Source organism: Kordia zhangzhouensis, assembly GCF_001005305.1.
Lineage (GTDB): Bacteria > Bacteroidota > Bacteroidia > Flavobacteriales > Flavobacteriaceae > Kordia > Kordia zhangzhouensis.
Window position 1 is genome coordinate 88,307 of record NZ_LBMH01000011.1, and the last position, 18,640, is coordinate 106,946.

Sequence of the window (18,640 nt, forward strand, 5' to 3'; positions counted from 1 at the left end):
GTTGTATTATTCTTTTGGAATATGTCGACTTAAAAATTTTGCAGAAGCTTCATTCCATTGATGAATGATTTGTGTACGCTTATCGTTCAGCGTTTTGTTGGTTTCGTTAAAAGAGATAACTGCTTGATTTATTTCTGTAACCATAGTATTGTACTGATCAATTTCTTTTTGAGAGCGTTGGTTCCGTGATTTTTTTTCTATGGCATCTTTGATTGTGTTAAATTTTTCATTTTTCAGAAAAAATGCTATCATTTCAGGAATTTCTTGTTGTGTTTCTTCTAGATAAAAAGTGAAAGCTTTATGCGTGGCTTTTATTAATGTTGTGTCACTTTTATATAATGAAATTGTATCTAAGGCCTGCAAACCTTCTTTTGCAAACGTTTGCAATGCACTTGCATTTTGTTGCAGTGCACTCATGTCTCCACTTGAAACAGCATTGAGCATTAACCGTTCTTGAATATTGCTTTTAAAAAACAATAGGTAGATTTTATTTTTATGATCAAAAACAGCATTAGATATTTTCATCTTTTTTCCTAATTCTGTTTCAATATCTATTAGTTGAATATGATTTCTTACAGCATATTCTTTTTGTGCATTTGCGTAGGTTTCATGTGCTTCTTGCATTCGTTCATCTGCTAGTTTATGTGCTAAAATATACGCTTCCATAAAGTCGTATGATTGCTCAGCAACTTCTTTCATATCTACAATTTTGGCATATTCATTTTTGAGTAGACTAGCATATAAATCCATGTATTCAAGGACTTGTTTTTTGTAAGTTTCTTCTCCTGTATAGGGTTGTGCATTTTGTATCTTTAAGATTGCACGCTCAATAGATTTTAACAAGCGTTTCCGGTCGCTTTCTATTTTTCGAGCACTTTTACTATGTGCCACAGATTTGGTATAGTTCCACATACTTTTGCTTATTTTTTGATTTTCTTTTCCTATAAAATCAAGATAGGCATCGGCTGTTTTGAAATTTTGTGCACATACGAGTTGTGATACACATACAGAAATGAGGATGAACAGTTTTTGAAGCGGTTTGGTAGGCATGTATTATTGAGCTAATTGGTTGATATAATCGATAAGAATATGATATGCTTCTTCAATTTCATGGTCTTTTTGAGTGCTTTCTAAAGCATAAGAGTTTTGTTTTGCTTTGTCTTTTCTGTACGCTAGGATTTCATGGTAATCTTCCAAATTAACAACCTCAAAGCTTTTATGAGCAATTTCAATTGTGTCAGAGTTTGAAAAAATAGCATCGAAAGCATCTCTATCTTTTTTCATTCCTTCTACAGAGATAGGTATTTTTCGAACACTTTCTAAATAAGATAGCAAATCAGCATTTATTTTTCTTATTGTTGTTGCTGCTTGATTTTGCTTCATTCTAGAATTGCTTTGAGCTTGTATTTTTGAATAATCGGAGAGTTCGGCAATATCAAAATAAACATTCTTGTTAATGGTATCGTTGATGATATGTGTAGAATTATCTGCTTCACCATTTTCGATATTTGTGTAGAAACTAGGAAATTCGATATCAGGAATAATTCCTACTGCTTGATGAGAGTTTCCTTTGAATCCATACATTTTTTCAATCGTCAATTTGACATATCCAGCGTTGTTAGGTAAAGGTACTACTTGCTGTACAGTTCCTTTTCCATATGTTTTGCTTCCAACAATGATTGCTCTGTTATGATCACGTAAGGCGGCAGCTAAGAATTCTGAAGCTGAAGCACTTTCATTATTTAATAAAATAAGTAAAGGTTTGGTAAAGAGTGTACCACGATTGATATCTTTTACGATTGTTTTTTTATCATTATGGTCACGATAAATACCCAAAGGACCTTTGTCGATAAACATTCCGGCTAAATCGATGGCTTGTTTCATAGAGCCTCCACCATTTCCTCGTAAATCCAAGATTAATCCGTCAATATTGACCGCATTTAGTTTAAACAGTTCTTTTGCAATATCATTGGCACTTCCAAAACCGTAATCAACGTTTGTGTAAAAGCTCGGTAGTGAAATATATCCAATGTTTTTTTTACCCTTTAAAATAAAACTATTCACTGCATTGGCTTCAATTTTGAGATTTTCCTTTGCCAATGTTATACTTTCTTGATTATTTTTTTCAGTGAGTACATGAATCGTAATTTGTTGGAACTTTTCATCACTAATAAACTCGTATAAGCTTTGCAAAGACAGACAAGTTGTGCTAATTTTTTCATCGTTAGCTTCTAATGAAAGGACAAGATCGCCTGCACTTATCTTTTTTTCTTTCCAAGCCTTGCTGCCAGTTTGTAAACCAGAAACTATAATTTTACCATCCCCATTTTTTGAAAACCAAACACCAATTGAGTTTGTTTCAGTTCCAATAGAATTCATAAATGCAGTATTGTCGGTAGGATCCATAAAGTTTGTATGCGGATCAAAATATGAACAAACCACATCCAAAAAAGTAGTTTCAACATATGACTCCAATCCGTTTACAGCTTGGAGTTTGTCTACAATAAAGCATTTATTTTCAGCTATTACCTTTGCTTTTAATTCGGCTTTTACCTTACGAAATTTTAATGGATTTGATAAAGAAAGATAATCTGTAATAATATCAATTCTAATTTTTTTCAACCAACGATCTTCCAGTGCTTTTGGCGTTATGGAGTAGGTTGCTTTTTCTCTGAAGCTTCCATATGTGGCAGTATCTTTTCCAGAAAAATCAAGTCTACTCTTTTCAATTTTCTCAATAGTTTTTAATGCCAATTCTAATTGTTGTTTGTACGATTTGGTAATTGCTGAAATAAAATCACATTGTTGATTAATTAAAAAATCATCAAATTGAGTTTTGAACGTTTCAAAGGTTTCAATATCGGTTTCTGAGTAAAGTAATCGTCGAGTGTCCAATCGTTCAAATAAATTGGTGTATACATACTCTGAAAAGTTATCATCAATAGGTTTTGGTTGGTAATGATTCTTTTCCAGCAGTGTTAGAATAGCTGATGATTTTTCACAAAAAGACAGAGTGTTTTGAGCACAAAGTGTGGTTGTAAATAATATGATGAGTACGCGAAAAAATGTATGCATGTAGACTTGAAAAATTTTCAACAGTGAGTGTGTACGAATTTAGCAAATCTTTTGTGTTTCTCGTAGGAATATTTTTAAAAAGCAATGATTTTTAAACTAAAAGAATTGTTTATTCTTTAACCTTTCCTGCAATGTGCTCAAGTGTTTCTTGGTTACTTGTCGCTAGATGTTTTGGAAGTTTGTTATCTTTTGGAAGAACTGCTAGAAAGCGATCAAAATTTGAAGTATAAACATTTTTGAAAAGCGGTTTTTGAATGTTCATTCCTTTTAAAATTTCAGTAAAAAACTCATCATGATGAATCAAATCTTCAGCACCTAAGTGAAAGATTCCATTTTTTTGTCGATTAATCATATAATGAATTTGCTGCGTCAATTTTCGGTCAGAAATAGTATTCATTACTAAATTAGGGAAAACTTCAATAGGTATTTTTTCATGTAGGCATTGCTTGATTTCTTGAATTCTAGGAGAGTTATTCCCAAATACCATTGGCAAGCGAATGATTGCATATTTTTTTTGCGGTAAACGCATTAACATGTTTTCAATGCGAATTTTGAGTTTTCCATAAATACTTTCCGAAAGAGTTTTGTCATACTCATATGAAGGATAGCTGCTGTAAGCATCAAATACATTAGCAGAAGATAAAAAGAAAAGTTTGCATGGACGTGTTCGTATGTATTCGGTCAGAAAAACATGTGCGTCAATTTGCGCTTCAAAATCACCTCGTAAAGCAGAAATAATAATTGAAGGCTGTACTTCTGACACAATTTCGTCAATACCATCGTAATCAAGGTCGTACCGAATGAAATGTGCATTTTTAACAAACGACTTGTTACTGTAAAAGGTACCGTATACATCAAAATAGGAGCAAAGCTCTTTATAAATCGCTTGACCTATAAATCCACTCGCTCCTAGTATTAATATTTTATTCAAAAGAATTACTGTTTTTTATAAAAAGGCAGTTTAATAATTTTGGCAGGGACTCTTTTTTTACGGATTTGAATATAGATAGTTGTGTCTACATCGGCAAAAGAAGTTGGAACATAGCCCATTCCAATTCCAATTTTGATAGAAGGTGACATTGTACCAGAAGTAACCATACCAATTTGGTTTCCTTCGGCATCTACAATTTCATATCCTTGACGTGGAATTCCTCGATCTAGCATTTCGAAGGCAACTAATTTTCGAGTAGTCCCCATCTTTTTCTGGTTTTCGATATATTCACGATTGGAAAAATGCTTTGTGAATTTTGTAATCCAACTCAACCCAGCTTCAATTGGGGAAGTGGTTTCGTCAATATCATTTCCATACAAACAATAGCCCATTTCTAAACGTAAAGTATCTCTAGCAGCCAAACCAATTGGTTTAATGCCAAAATCTTTGCCAGCTTCCAAAACTTTTTCCCAAATTTCTTTTACATCTTCGTTTTTGCAGTAAATTTCAAATCCGCCAGAACCAGTATATCCGGTAGCAGAGATAATTACATTTTCAACTCCAGCAAAAGTATCTATCTTGAATGTATAGTATTTAAAATTTGTAAGATCGACACTAGTCAATGATTGCATAGCTTCGGCAGCTTTTGGGCCTTGAATGGCTAGCAACGAATACGCTTCAGAAACATCACGTAATTCTGCATCTACATCATTTAGACTTGTAATCCAATTCCAATCTTTTTCAATATTTGATGCATTTACAACGAGTAAATATTTCTCTTCATTGATACGGTATACAATCAAATCGTCAATAATTCCACCCGTATTATTTGGCATACAACTATATTGCGCTTTCCCATCTACTAGTTTAGAAGCATCATTAGTAGTAATTTTTTGTATTAAGGCGAGTGCATTAGGACCTGAAACTACAAATTCTCCCATGTGACTTACGTCAAAAACACCTACGCTATTGCGAACGGTTTCATGTTCGATATTCACACCTTCATATTGTACAGGCATATTATAACCTGCAAAAGGAACCATTTTTGCGCCAAGAGCAATGTGAGTTTCAGTTAAAGCTGTATTTTTCATGATTTCTTGTCTTCTTAAAATTGATTGCGAATTTATGAAAATTCGTGATAAAACGATGATGAATTTTCAGTTCCTTTAGAAATTAACATCAGTTTTTGAAAATTTCACAAATAGAGTTGTTTTTGATTATTCTTTAACGCATTAAAAAATGTTTAAGCTCTTTATAGTTGCTAATAGTGATGGCTTTTTTTTCTTTAGTCATAATTTCCTTGATTTGAGAAGGAATATCAATTTTTTGATTCAAGGTTGATTCTACCGTTGGCAAAAACTTGACAGGATGTGCTGTTTCTAGAAATACGCCATATGCATTTTTTAAGTTATGTTTCTTTAATCCTAAATATCCAACAGCTCCATGCGGATCAGCCACATATTGATGCTCATTAAAGAGTAACTTCATAGCGCTCTTCGTTTCTGCATCGGTAAAACTGTACGATGAAAAATGCTTTTTGAGTGTTTCAAGATTATTATTATATAATTCTTGAATACGAATAAAATTGCTTGGATTCCCAACATCCATAGCATTGGAAATAGTTGCTATTGATTTTTGAGGAACGTATTCACCATTTTGTAAATAGTTTGAGACTGTATTATTAACATTTGTTGCGGCAATAAAATGTTGAATAGGCAAACCTAGTTTTTGTGCCATGATTCCTGCACAAATGTTTCCAAAATTTCCACTCGGAACAGAAAAAATAATGTTTTTGTGTTGTTTGTGTAGTGCTTTGTACGCAAAGAAAAAATAGAACATTTGAGGCAGCCAACGTGCAATATTTATCGAATTCGCAGAAGTCAATGTACGTTTGATTTCTGTATCTAAAAAAGCGGTTTTTACCATATCTTGGCAATCATCAAACACGCCATCAACTTCTAAAGCTGTAATATTATTTCCTAAGGTTGTTAATTGTTTCTCTTGAATTTCACTTACTTTACCACTAGGATATAAAATGACTACATCAACACCTTCTACACCCAAAAAACCATTAGCAACGGCACCGCCAGTATCACCAGAAGTAGCTACTAAAACAGTTACCTTTTCAGTAGAATTACGATTAAAATAGCCTAAACAGCGAGCCATAAAGCGTGCTCCTACATCTTTAAAGGCCATAGTAGGGCCATGAAATAATTCTAAAGTAGCAATATTTTCTTCTATGGGAATTACAGGGAAGTCGAAACTCAATGTTTCATTGATGATATTTTTTAATACATTTTTAGGAATAGCATCGCCAACAAATTGTTCAATTGCATGCAAAGCAATTTCTTCATGTGAATACCGATTTATATTTTCAATAAAATCTTTAGGGAGTGGTGTGATTTTTTCAGGAAAATAAATTCCTCGATCAGGTGCCAATCCACGAATAACGGCTTCTTTAAAAGATACATTTGGAGCTGTATGATGTAAACTGTAATAGTTCATTTTTTTAAATTTTTATAGGATTCGACATCCTTTTGTATTAATATTTGAAACATGAACATCAAAATCTATATTCAAATTTTGATACGTTTCAGACATGCTTTTGGCAACTTTTTCGGCAGTCGCTTTTCCTTTACTTAGTGCAAAAATTGAAGGACCAGATCCTGAAATACCAGCACCAAGAGCACCAGCCTGTATTGCATTTTGTTTGACTTCATCAAAGCCTGGAATTAGGATAGAACGTAAAGGTTCAACAATTTCATCGTGTAATGATCTACTAATCAAATTATAATCAGCAGTATACAGTCCGCTAATCAATCCTCCTAAATTTCCAATCTGAACAATTGACTTTTGCAACGAAATGGATTGTTTTAAAACCGAACGAGCATCAGAGGTTTTAACTTCTATTTGAGGGTGAATTACTGTTGCGTATAATTGATCAGGAGATGGAATTTTTATTATATCCAATGGTTCATAACTTCGAATTAATGTAAAACCTCCCAACAATGCAGGAGCTACATTATCAGCATGTGCTGTTCCACTTGCCAATAGTTCTCCTTTCATAGCAAAAGCAACCAGTTCTGTAGCATCAAATGGTCTTTCAAGTAGTTCATTCATAGCCCAAACCGTTCCCGCAGCACTTGCAGCACTACTTCCTATACCACTTCCAGCTTTAATTTTTTTATGAATTTCAATTTCAAAACCAACTTCTGAGTTGAGTCGTTCTAACATCGCTAAAGCGGCAACACCTGCTACATTTTTTTCTACTTCTAGCGGTAAGTGTTGCCCGGTTATTTTTGAAATTCGAATTCCGCTTTCAGGTATTTTTCGAACAATCATTTCGTCGCCAACCGTATCCAAACAAAGTCCTAATACATCAAAGCCACAGGAAACATTGGCGATGGTTGCAGGAGCAAATATTTTAAGTTCGTTCATTTTAGTATAAGATTAGCGATTTAAAATTTACCTATTCGAATAACATCTGCAAAAATTCCAGAAGCAGTTACTTCGGCACCAGCACCAGCACCTTTAATTAGCAACGGCTGTGCTACATAGCGATCTGTAAAGAAAAGTACAATATTATCACTGCCTTCTAAATTATAAAAAGGATGATTTGATGGAATAGGTTGTAGTCCAACTTTTGCATTTCCATTTTCAAACGTTGCTACATATTTGAGTCGGCAATTTTGATCGTTAGCGTTTTTAAAAAGATGTTGAAAATGATCTTCATGCTTAATTAATGAGTTGAAAAAATCGTCATTAGAATTAGTTGCTAACGATTCTTCAGGTAAAAAGGAGTCATTTTTTATATCATTTAGTTCCAGTTTGTATCCACTTTCACGAGCTAAGATTAGAATTTTTCGAGCAACATCAATTCCGCTTAAATCAATTTTTGGATCCGGTTCTGTATAGCCTTCTTTTTGAGCTTGTAGAACAATGTCATGAAATGTGTTTTGATTATTGAAATTATTGAACACAAAATTGAGACTTCCTGAGAGAACCGCTTGAATTTTGTGTATTCGATCTCCTGAAGCTACGAGGTTTTTAAGAGTGTCAATTATAGGTAAACCTGCTCCTACGTTAGTTTCGAATAAAAAAGGCGCATTGTATTTTTGAGAGATGAACTTTAAGTTATTGTAATTTTCATAATCGGAAGCACAAGCAATTTTATTGCAAGTAACTACAGAAATATTGGCTTTCAAATATTGATTGTACACTTTGGCAACTTGATTACTTGCAGTAATATCAATAAAGATGCTATTGCGAAAATTGTACGCTTGGATTTGTTCGTGAAATGCTTCTAAATTGGCTTTTTCTCCATTTGCTAATTCATTTTTCCAGTCATCCAAGTTGATGCTTTCTTCGTTAAAACACATTGTTCTAGAATTTGAAATACCGATAACACGAATGTTCAGTTTTAACTGTTGAATCAAAAATTCTTGCTGTTTTTGTAATTGGGCTAAAAAACGTTCACCAACATTTCCAACACCTACCACAAATAGATTAAGTTGTTTTATTTTCTCTTCAAAAAATTCTTCATGTAAAGCATTAAGAGCTTTTTTTGCATCTTCATGTTTGATAACAGCAGAAATGTTCTTTTCAGAAGCACCTTGGGCAATCGCTCGAATGTTTACATTGTTTTTACCTAACATACTAAACATTTTTCCACTCAGCCCTTGATGGTTTTTCATGTTTTCACCAACTAATGCTATAATTGCTAATTGCTGTTCTACATAGATAGGATCAACTTTTCCGAGAGAAATTTCATAAGCAAAAGTCTTGTCCAGAGCAACTTTTGCAATGGAAGCTTCTTTGTCATTAATTCCTATACAAATTGAGTGCTCAGAAGAAGCTTGTGTGATTAATATTATATTGATTTGCTCAGTTAATAAGGTCTCAAATAAGCGTTTAGAAAACCCAGGAATTCCAATCATACCACTTCCTTCCAAAGTTAATAATGAAATATTTTCGATATAACTGATTCCTTTTACTGCACGTTGCTTTCCATTCGTTTCGTTAGAAATTCGTGTTCCCGCTTCTTTAGGAGCAAATGTATTTTTGACTAAAATAGGAATCTCTTTTTGTAATACAGGTTGAATAGTAGGAGGATAAATGACTTTTGCTCCAAAGTGAGACAATTCCATCGCTTCTTGATAAGAAATATGCGGTATCGGTGTTGCTTGTTTTACAATTCGAGGGTTTGCAGTGTACATTCCGCTAACGTCCGTCCAAATTTGCAATTCTTCAGCATTAATGGCTGCAGCAATGATAGCTGCTGTATAATCAGATCCACCGCGGCCTAGAGTGGTTGTTTCTCCTTCTGCTGTAGCAGCAATAAAACCAGGAAGCATAATGATTTGATTAGTATGTGCCTTAAAAAAAGTTTTACAGTTTGCATTTGTCACTTTCATATCTACTTGTGCGTTCTCAAAACTTTTTGATGTAATAATCAATTCACGGCTATCTTTATAAATACAATCTAGTTTTTGTGTTTTCATTACCTCAGAGATAATATAAGAGGATAATAATTCTCCAAAACTAGCTATTGTTGCCAATGTTTTAGGTGTCAATTCTTTTAATAGATAACAACCTTCATATAGCGTTTCTAAATAGTTTAATAAGCGTTTCGTGTGACTTAATACAGAACTTTGTTCGGTGATAGGAATTAGGTCTTTTACAACTTGAATATGTCTATTTTCAATTTCTTGCAGAAGAGATTTGTAGTGATCATCTTTTATAGCGGCCAATTCTGCTGTTTTTAATAGCATATTGGTTGTATTTCCAAAAGCAGACACAACAACTGCTAATCTGTCTTTTTGAGAGATTTCTTTTATAATGGCTATAACCAGATTTATATTTTGAGCGTTAGCGACAGAAGTACCGCCAAATTTGAGTACTTTCATGATTTTGTATTTGAAAGGTTATTAGTGAGTTTTGCTAAGAATTATGAACTCTTAGAATTTTTTTATGAACGAATACCAAAAATGGTGTATAAATTAGAGAACCCCAAAAGGGGTTGTAGTAGCAATCGTTACAGTGGTTTGATTAACTGTAAAGTTGAGTAAAGAGTTTATATGAGTTGCTACTATTTGCATTTTTATCGCATGATGTTATTCAAAAGTATTATTTTTATCTCCATAAACAAATTATCTACTTATTTTTTACAGATATCTATTCAAAAGTTATTTTTATTAAAAATGCACTAAAAAAATATCAAAATTAACAGGTAATTTCATCAAAAATTCAACATTTACTAAATAGTTAACTTTCATGAAAATATTTTCGGCGTCACAAATTTATGAGGCAATCAATACAACCATTGAAAAAAATCAAATTTCATCTAATGATTTGATGGAATTTGCAGGAACTCAAGTATTCAATTGGTTTCATTCTCGTTTGCATGGAGCGCAAATTCCAATACATATTTATTGTGGTATTGGTAATAATGGAGGATTAGGTTTAGTTTTAGGAAGACATTTGTTGCATCATGGTTACAATGTTCATATATATATAGTTAATTTTAGTGATAAACGAACCAAAGATTTTCTTATTAATTATGATCGAGTAAAAGAATTTAAAATTTGGCCGCGTTTGTTGAGTGCTGGAGAGGAATTTCCAGAAATGGCAAAAGAAGATATTATCGTAGATGCTATTTTTGGTATTGGACTGAATCGAAAAACGTCTGATTGGGTAAAGAGTCTAATTAAATATATTAATGCTTCTAAAGCATTTACAGTGTCTTTGGATGTGCCATCTGGCTTATATCCTGATCATGGGCCTGAAGATAAAGAAGCGGTTATAGAAAGCAATTATACACTTACAGGACAAGCCCCAAAATTAAGTTTCTTTTTGCCAGAAACTGGTATTTATATTCAGCAATGGGAAGCTATTGATGTAGGTTTGGACGCTACTTATTTGAATACCACAGAGACGGTAGCACAGTTAGTTGACAAATTTGAAGTGCTTCCATTTTATAAACCTCGTGAGAAGTATGGACACAAAGGAACTTATGGGCATAGTATGATTATTGGTGGTAGTTACGGGAAAATAGGTGCAGTGACATTGGCCAGTTTGGCATGTTTGCGAACAGGCGCAGGATTGGTAACAGCTTATTTGCCATCGTGCGGTTATACAGTCTTACAAAGTTCATTGCCAGAAGCGATGGTATTGTGTGATGAAGCAGATAAAATGATTACAGATATCTCATTCGATATAGTGCCTAAAGCTATCGGTATAGGTGTAGGAATGGGAACAGAAAAGCAAACAGTTGCGGCTTTAAAAAAGTTTCTAAAAAAGCAAACAACACCTGTTGTTATTGATGCAGACGCATTGAATATATTGGCGGCTCATCCAACGATGTTAGCATCTATCCCGAAGAATTCTATCTTAACACCTCATCCTAAAGAGTTAGAGCGTTTGCTAGGAGAATGGAGCGATGATTTCGATAAATTAGAAAAAGCCAAAGATTTTGCCAAAAAGTATGAAATTGTTTTGGTTATAAAAGGAGCTCATACTATTGTGATACATGATGGTTTTCTATATATCAATAACACAGGGAATCCAGGCATGGCAACCGCTGGAAGTGGAGATGTACTTACAGGAATTTTGACTGGATTATTATCGCAAGAGTATAATCCGATTCAGGCGGCAATTTTTGGGGTATATTTACATGGAAAAGCAGGTGATATGGCGTTAAGGAATTTTGGATATCAAGCATTGATAGCAAGTGATTTGATTGAACATATTGGTGATGCGTATCTGGATTTGTTTGAAAAGCCTGAAGTGTCAAACTCAGCTCAAAAGGAAGATGAAAAATAAAGAAAAGAATAGACAATACAATCTGTTTGTATCATTATAAAATTGATGAATATAGCAAACTAGCTATAAAAATATTTACATAAAAAAACGCTTTGGAAAAACCCAAAGCGTTTTTAGTATAACGTTCTTTTGTAAAGTAAAGAATTAAATCTTTAATTCATTAAATAATTCAATCAATTTAGGACTTGATGGTCTAGGAGCATCGGCATTTACAATGTTTCCTTGAGGATCAATCAAGATGAATCTTGGAATACCTTCAATAGCATAATCTGTAACAAATTTTGATTGCCATGCGTTATCAGCCATTAATTGAATGCCTCCAAGTTCTTTATCCTCTACCATTTTTCTCCAAGTTTCATAAGCATTTTTTTGATCTATAGAAATAGAAACAAACTCAATGTTTTTATCATGATATTCTTCTTCAACCTTTTTTAATGAAGGAATTTCACCGATACAAGGTCCGCACCAAGTCGCCCACACATCTATATATACATACTTTCCTTCAAGATCTTTTAGAGAAGTAGTTCCTCCTTTATGGTTTTCGTATTCAAAAGTAGGAGAAACTTTTCCAGTAGCGAGTTCTTTTACTTTATTATACTTTTCAGTTACTTTTTCTTTTAAATCGTTATCATCAGAAATTGCATTAATCGTATTGTATATTTCTTCTACATTTTCATTGGAAGGTGAAATTGTATACACTAATTCAGCAGCAAGCTCATTTTTGATGTTTTGTGATTGTAAGTTTTGAATCTCTTTCAAGGTTTGAGCAGCCAAAGAATCTTGATACATATTTTGCATATAGTGTCCTAAAACAATCTGCTTATATGGTTCAAAGTTTTTAAAATCGTTAGCATTATCATAATTTAAGTCATTCAAAGGCTTTAAAATTTCTTCAGAAGCTTTATAGTCTTCTTTTTTAGCATAATATGCATGATACATTGGGTAACGTGATAAGTCAGCTAAATATTCGTAATTGATATACGATTTTTCAAGATTCACAAAATCAGCGCTTAGTTCTTTTACAACTTGTAATGCATCTTCAGCTTTTGCTTTTTTCTCGTTGATTATTTTCATGAATTCAGCTTCTTCACTAGCATATACTTCTTGAAATTTAAAATCTTTATTAGCAGCTAATTTGCCAACCAAATAATTATTTTCGTTCGCACCATTGCCTTTAAAAGATAATGAATCAATAAACATTTGCCCATCAGTAGTCATCGTTAAATCATGTCCTTGAGCAACAAAAAGAGGAGAACGGTTTCTACCATGAAAAACAGTATAATATCCAGTATCAACGCGAAGTGTATCTGCAAAAGTTCCATCTTCATTCAAAGTAATTTCTTTCTCAAAATCTTCGCCAGTAACCACTACTTTTTCTCCTTTCGGATTGGTAATTTTACCAGAAAATAGCGCATAGTCTACTTTAGGTTCGTTTGTACATGAAACGATTGCAAATCCTGCAATCAATAGCAATATTTTTTTCATTTATTTCAAAGTTTGTTTTCTCAAATGTACTAGATTCTTTCTTTAATCAATAAATTATTAACAATTATTTGGTTAATACAGATTGAATTTTGACTTTTGGGAGATAATTTGATCTCACCATTATGACACATTACATAAGCGCACAATTTTTAGACATTACGACTATTCAAGAGTTGATTCATTCAGACACAAAACTTGCTTTATCCGAATCAGCAATGAACAAAATCGTTGCCTGTAGAACTTATTTAGACAAGCGTTTGGAAAACCAAAGTACTCCGATATATGGTATTAATACGGGATTTGGCTCTTTGTGTAATGTAAAAATTTCTAATGAACACCTTTCAAAACTGCAAGAAAATTTGGTGATGTCGCATGCCTGCGGAACAGGAGATCGAGTGCCGTTAGAAATTATCAAGTTAATGCTGCTTCTTAAGGTTCAGTCGCTGAGTTACGGACATTCAGGAGTCCAATTGGAAACTGTACAGCGATTGATTGATTTTTACAATCATGATATACTTCCTGTAGTGTTTGAACAAGGATCTTTGGGAGCTTCGGGTGATTTAGCTCCGTTAGCACATTTGTCTTTACCGCTTTTAGGAAAAGGAAGTGTGTATTATAAAGGAGAAGAAGTTGCCGCCGAAACTGTTTTGAAAGAATTTAACTGGAGCCCAATTCGTTTGATGGCAAAAGAAGGATTGGCACTGTTAAATGGTACGCAATTTATGAGTGCATATGGTGTGTATTCACTTTTGAAGGCATATAAATTATCGTACTTTTCAGATTTATTTGCAGCGATTTCTCTGGAAGGTTTTGATGGAAGAATTGAACCTTTTTCAGATCTTATTCATCTCATTCGTCCACATAAGGGACAATTGAAAACAGCAAAACGCATTCAAGAATTTGTGGATGGAAGTGAGTTGATTTCACAAGAAAAGAAACATGTTCAAGATCCGTATTCATTCCGGTGTGTACCACAAGTACATGGAGCGAGTAAAGACACTTTAGATTTCGTTAGAAAAACATTTGAAACAGAGATCAACTCAGTAACCGATAATCCAAACATTTTCATTGAGCAAGATGTGATTATTTCTGGAGGAAATTTTCATGGCCAGCCGTTGGCTCTAGGATTGGATTATTTAGCAATTGCTGTGGCAGAATTGGGAAATATTTCTGAAAGAAGAACATTTCAGTTGGTTTCTGGATTGCGAGAATTGCCGGCCTTTTTGGTAAACAATCCAGGGTTGAATTCAGGATTTATGATTCCGCAGTATACAGCAGCTAGTATTGTGAGTCAAAATAAACAATATGCAACACCTGCAAGTGTCGACTCTATAGTGTCTTCTAACGGACAAGAAGATCATGTGAGTATGGGCGCAAATGCTGCGACAAAAGCTTTGAAGGTTATTGATAACGTAGAACGTGTTTTAGCTATAGAATTATTAAATGCTTCTCAAGCATTGGTTTTTAGAGCGCCTTTAAAAAGTTCGGAATTTATTGAAACATTTTTAGAAATGTATAGGGCAGAAGTTCCTTTTGTTGATGAAGATAGAGAATTACATATAGCTATTGGTGACACGTTGTCATTTTTGCATTATGTGTCTGTTGAAAAAGAGGTTTTGTTTGAATAAAAATCACAAGTGTGTGTGAGCCCATTCAATTGCTTCAGGTAAGGTTTTAAATAAACTCATTGGTTTATTGTAAAAGTGCTTTTCGATTTTAATATTGTGATTATCAATAAATTTATCAGATACGACAGCAATTGCTTTTAAGTTTTCTATTTCAAATACTTTTAAATATAGCAATGGATCAACAGCATAAGAATTTTTGCGAATGGTAATGTAAGCAAATGGTTGTTCAGGAAAGTGGTTATTTGCAATAAGAACAATTTCTTGTACCGTTTCAATGTTTAACGTAATGCCTTCATTGAGTTGAGCTAACATATAATTTTCATAGATGGCCACTTCGCCTATATGCAATGTATACTTTTTTATATAAGAATTTCTATTTCCGTTAGCTATTTGCATGCGATTAAAATCAATGTATCTAAAGATAGTCGTTTTTTAGGAGAAACTACCAAAAAATAGATGAACAGCACAATAATGTTCGTTCTGTAAGATTTTGGGCTGCAAATAAATGAAAAAATTGGATTACATACGCTTATTATCCGAAATATTTGATTGATGATTTTCAAGAGGAACAATAGTATCTAGCCAATTAATTGCCGCATTAATAGTGGTAAATACTTCAAAACGCCCGTTGAAAAAGCTTTTTTCTACTTGAGCATTCAATGTGGAAAATTTTTGGTCAGTTACCACAGCAATCCCTTTTAATAATGTGTTTTCAGGGAGAGCTTTGTATACTTGTGGATCAATAGAATATGAATTTTTTCGATAAGAAATATAGCCAAAAGGGATTTTATAATTTTCTCTGAAAAATTCAAAAAAAGAAAGTAATTCTTCAGTGGTTATGTGAACACCTTCGTTAATTTCACCAACAATGACATCTTCATAAAGATATAAATTCCCCTCTTCAAAAGTATAAGTTTTAAGTAGTTGTTTTCCTGTAATATGCATTAGGTAGTAGTATTATTTACAGCAAAATTATGCGATAGTAAATAGAACAATTTTTTAAAGGTATTATTTGTTAAAATTTTAGATGAATGACCTTTTTTTGACTGTCAATAACCAAAAAAAGAGAGAAAAAGAAAAATCCTGTTTGTAAAAAACAGGATTTTTTATAATAATGTGTAAATGATAAGCTTACGATTCGGTAGGCTTTTCAGTTTTTTCAATTTTTATAGTCAATTCATCATTATCTTCATCAAGATCCATGAAAATTTTGTCGCCTTCATGAATTTTTGAAGTAATGATTTCTTCTGCAAGAGCATCTTCAATATATTTTTGGATAGCTCTTTTTAAAGGTCTAGCTCCATATTGTCTATCAAAACCTTTGTCTGCAATATAATCTTTGGCTTTGTCACTCAATAATAAGTCATAACCTAAACCTTTGATACGCGCATATAGTTTTGCAATTTCAATATCAATGATTTTGTGAATGTCTTCACGTTCTAAAGCGTTAAAGATAACAACATCATCGATTCTGTTTAAAAATTCAGGAGCAAATGCTTTTTTCAATGCATTTTCAATTACACCTTTAGCATGTTCATCAGCTTGATTTTTCTTTGCATTTGTACCAAAACCTACGCCAGAGCCAAAGTCTTTCAATTTACGAGCTCCAATATTGGATGTCATAATAATGATAGTGTTTCTAAAGTCAATTTTACGCCCAAGACTGTCAGTCAAATAACCATCATCCAACACTTGTAATAACATGTTGAATACGTCCGGATGCGCTTTTTCGACCTCATCAAGTAAAACAACTGCATATGGTTTTCTGCGAACTTTTTCGGTTAATTGTCCTCCTTCTTCATATCCAACATATCCTGGAGGCGCACCTACTAAGCGTGATATGGCAAATTTTTCCATATATTCACTCATATCAATTCTGATTAATGCTTCTTCAGAATCGAATAATTCGCGCGCTAATACTTTTGCTAGCTGAGTTTTACCAACTCCAGTTTGCCCAAGAAAAATGAATGAACCAATTGGTTTGTTAGGGTCTTTCAATCCTGCACGGTTACGTTGAATCGCTTTTACAACTTTTCCAACGGCTTCGTCTTGGCCAATTACCTTTCCTTTGATTAAGTCTGGCAATTTTGCCAGTTTATTGCTTTCAGTTTGAGCAATTCTATTTACAGGAATACCAGTCATCATTGATACCACATCTGCTACATTATCTTCGTCTACGGTTTCCTTGTGTTGCTTAGACTCTTCTTCCCATTTTTCTTGTGAAATAGCCAATTCTTTTTCTAGACGTTTTTCGTCGTCTCTAAGCTTGGCAGCTTCTTCATATTTTTGTTTTTTAACTACAGAATTTTTCAATTCACGTACTTCTTCCAACTGACGTTCTAAATCTAAAATTTGCTTTGGCACATCAATATTGGTAATATGAACTCTTGAACCGGCTTCATCTAAAGCGTCAATCGCTTTATCTGGCAAGAAGCGATCCGTCATGTATCTATTGGTCAATGTCACACATGCTTTAATCGCTTCAGGAGTATAATTCACATTGTGATGCTCTTCATACTTATCTTTAATATTCTCTAAAATTTCAATTGTTTCTTCTACAGAAGTAGGTTCAACAACTACTTTTTGGAAGCGTCTTTCCAAAGCGCCATCTTTTTCAATATATTGTCTGTACTCGTCTAAAGTTGTTGCACCAATACATTGAATTTCACCTCTTGCTAAGGCGGGTTTAAACATGTTGGAAGCGTCTAAACTTCCAGTAGCGCCACCTGCACCTACAATGGTGTGAATTTCATCAATAAAAAGAATGATGTCATCATTCTTTTCCAATTCATTCATAACGGCTTTCATACGCTCTTCAAACTGGCCTCGATACTTAGTTCCTGCAACTAGGCTTGCAAGATCAAGAGTTACCACTCTCTTATTAAATAAAATACGAGATACTTTACGTTTAATGATACGATTGGCAAGACCTTCAGCAATGGCAGATTTACCAACACCTGGTTCACCAATTAATATTGGATTGTTCTTCTTACGTCTACTCAAAATCTGAGAAACACGCTCTATTTCTTTTTCACGGCCTACTACAGGATCTAATTTTCCTTCTTCTGCAAGTGCGGTTAAATCTCGACCAAAGTTGTCTAATACAGGTGTTTTAGATTTCTTATTTGCCTTGTTTCCTGAATTAGAAGCACCAAATGGATTGTCTTTGGAAGCATCTTGAGATCCGCCATTATCATCAGAATAGGAAGATTCTGCTCGTGGTGTGTCTATATAATCGTCGTCGTTTGTTATCATATACTTGAATTGCTCTTTAACGTTGTCATAATCAACTTTAAGCTTATTTAAAAGCTTGGTAGTTGGATCGTTTTCATTTCGTAAAATGCACAGTAATAAGTGTGCGGTATTTATAGAAGAACTTTGAAAAAGTTTGGCTTCTAAAAATGTAGTTTTAAGTGCTCTTTCGGCTTGACGAGTCAAGTGTAAATTACGCTTTTCATTGGAAGCTACTGCAACATTAGGATTTGCAGGACTTAAAATCTCTACTTTTCTGCGCAAATGTGTCAAATCGACATCTAATGCGCTCAAAATATTGATTGCTTTACCGCTTCCGTCTCTAAGAAGTCCAAGCATCAAATGCTCAGTACCAATAAAATCATGGCCTAAGCGTAATGCTTCTTCCTTGCTATACGCAATTACATCTTTAACTCTTGGGGAGAAATTATCATCCATATATTCTAGT

At 33.5% G+C, this 18,640-nt stretch carries 13 protein-coding genes; 2 read left to right on the forward strand and 11 right to left on the reverse strand.

Features of this window, described 5'->3' with window-relative positions; translation table 11 throughout:
• Positions 1-6: 6 nt before the first annotated feature.
• From AA088_RS14855 to thrA, 7 genes are all read right to left on the reverse strand, one after another.
• Positions 7-1,050: an LIC11966 family surface protein gene (locus AA088_RS14855; RefSeq protein ID WP_046745817.1), complete on the reverse strand. Its 1,044-nt coding sequence runs from the start codon at positions 1,048-1,050 to the stop codon at positions 7-9.
• A gap of 3 nt (positions 1,051-1,053) precedes the next feature.
• Positions 1,054-3,075, reverse strand: coding sequence for a S41 family peptidase (locus tag AA088_RS14860; protein ID WP_046745818.1), 2,022 nt, complete (start codon positions 3,073-3,075; stop codon positions 1,054-1,056).
• A 109-nt stretch (positions 3,076-3,184) separates the two neighbouring features.
• On the reverse strand, positions 3,185-4,006 hold the full coding sequence (locus AA088_RS14865; protein WP_046745819.1) for a sugar nucleotide-binding protein: 822 nt from the start codon (positions 4,004-4,006) through the stop codon (positions 3,185-3,187).
• A gap of 5 nt (positions 4,007-4,011) precedes the next feature.
• Positions 4,012-5,097: a glycine cleavage system aminomethyltransferase GcvT gene (gene gcvT, locus AA088_RS14870; RefSeq protein ID WP_046745820.1), complete on the reverse strand. Its 1,086-nt coding sequence runs from the start codon at positions 5,095-5,097 to the stop codon at positions 4,012-4,014.
• Positions 5,098-5,230: 133 nt separating this feature from the next.
• A complete protein-coding gene (thrC, locus tag AA088_RS14875; RefSeq protein ID WP_046745821.1) occupies positions 5,231-6,511 on the reverse strand; it encodes a threonine synthase in 1,281 nt (426 codons plus the stop codon).
• Between the two features lie 12 nt (positions 6,512-6,523).
• Positions 6,524-7,444: a homoserine kinase gene (locus AA088_RS14880; RefSeq protein ID WP_046745822.1), complete on the reverse strand. Its 921-nt coding sequence runs from the start codon at positions 7,442-7,444 to the stop codon at positions 6,524-6,526.
• Positions 7,445-7,464: 20 nt separating this feature from the next.
• Complete coding sequence (thrA, locus tag AA088_RS14885) at positions 7,465-9,912, reverse strand: bifunctional aspartate kinase/homoserine dehydrogenase I (RefSeq protein WP_046745823.1); 2,448 nt, start codon at positions 9,910-9,912, stop codon at positions 7,465-7,467.
• Between the two features lie 367 nt (positions 9,913-10,279).
• On the opposite strand from thrA, the gene AA088_RS14890 reads away from it, so the two are divergent.
• On the forward strand, positions 10,280-11,827 hold the full coding sequence (locus AA088_RS14890) for an NAD(P)H-hydrate dehydratase (protein WP_046745824.1): 1,548 nt from the start codon (positions 10,280-10,282) through the stop codon (positions 11,825-11,827).
• Between the two features lie 144 nt (positions 11,828-11,971).
• On the opposite strand, the gene AA088_RS14895 is transcribed toward AA088_RS14890, so the two are convergent.
• The gene (locus tag AA088_RS14895) at positions 11,972-13,312 is read right to left on the reverse strand and encodes a TlpA family protein disulfide reductase (RefSeq protein ID WP_046745825.1); all 1,341 of its coding nucleotides are present in this window, start codon (positions 13,310-13,312) and stop codon (positions 11,972-11,974) included.
• 122 nt (positions 13,313-13,434) lie between these two features.
• Between AA088_RS14895 and hutH the strand changes: the two genes are divergently transcribed.
• Positions 13,435-14,940: a histidine ammonia-lyase gene (hutH, locus tag AA088_RS14900; RefSeq protein ID WP_046745826.1), complete on the forward strand. Its 1,506-nt coding sequence runs from the start codon at positions 13,435-13,437 to the stop codon at positions 14,938-14,940.
• Positions 14,941-14,943: 3 nt separating this feature from the next.
• Here hutH and AA088_RS14905 read toward each other — a convergent pair whose 3' ends face one another.
• The 3 genes from AA088_RS14905 to AA088_RS14915 form a co-directional block, all read right to left on the reverse strand.
• Positions 14,944-15,336, reverse strand: coding sequence for a hypothetical protein (locus AA088_RS14905; protein WP_046745827.1), 393 nt, complete (start codon positions 15,334-15,336; stop codon positions 14,944-14,946).
• A gap of 123 nt (positions 15,337-15,459) precedes the next feature.
• Positions 15,460-15,885 carry an STAS/SEC14 domain-containing protein gene (locus AA088_RS14910; protein WP_052752923.1) on the reverse strand — a complete coding sequence of 142 codons (426 nt, stop codon included), beginning with the start codon at positions 15,883-15,885 and terminating at the stop codon, positions 15,460-15,462.
• A 186-nt stretch (positions 15,886-16,071) separates the two neighbouring features.
• Positions 16,072-18,630: an ATP-dependent Clp protease ATP-binding subunit gene (locus AA088_RS14915; RefSeq protein ID WP_046745828.1), complete on the reverse strand. Its 2,559-nt coding sequence runs from the start codon at positions 18,628-18,630 to the stop codon at positions 16,072-16,074.
• Between the last annotated feature and the right edge of the window lie 10 nt (positions 18,631-18,640).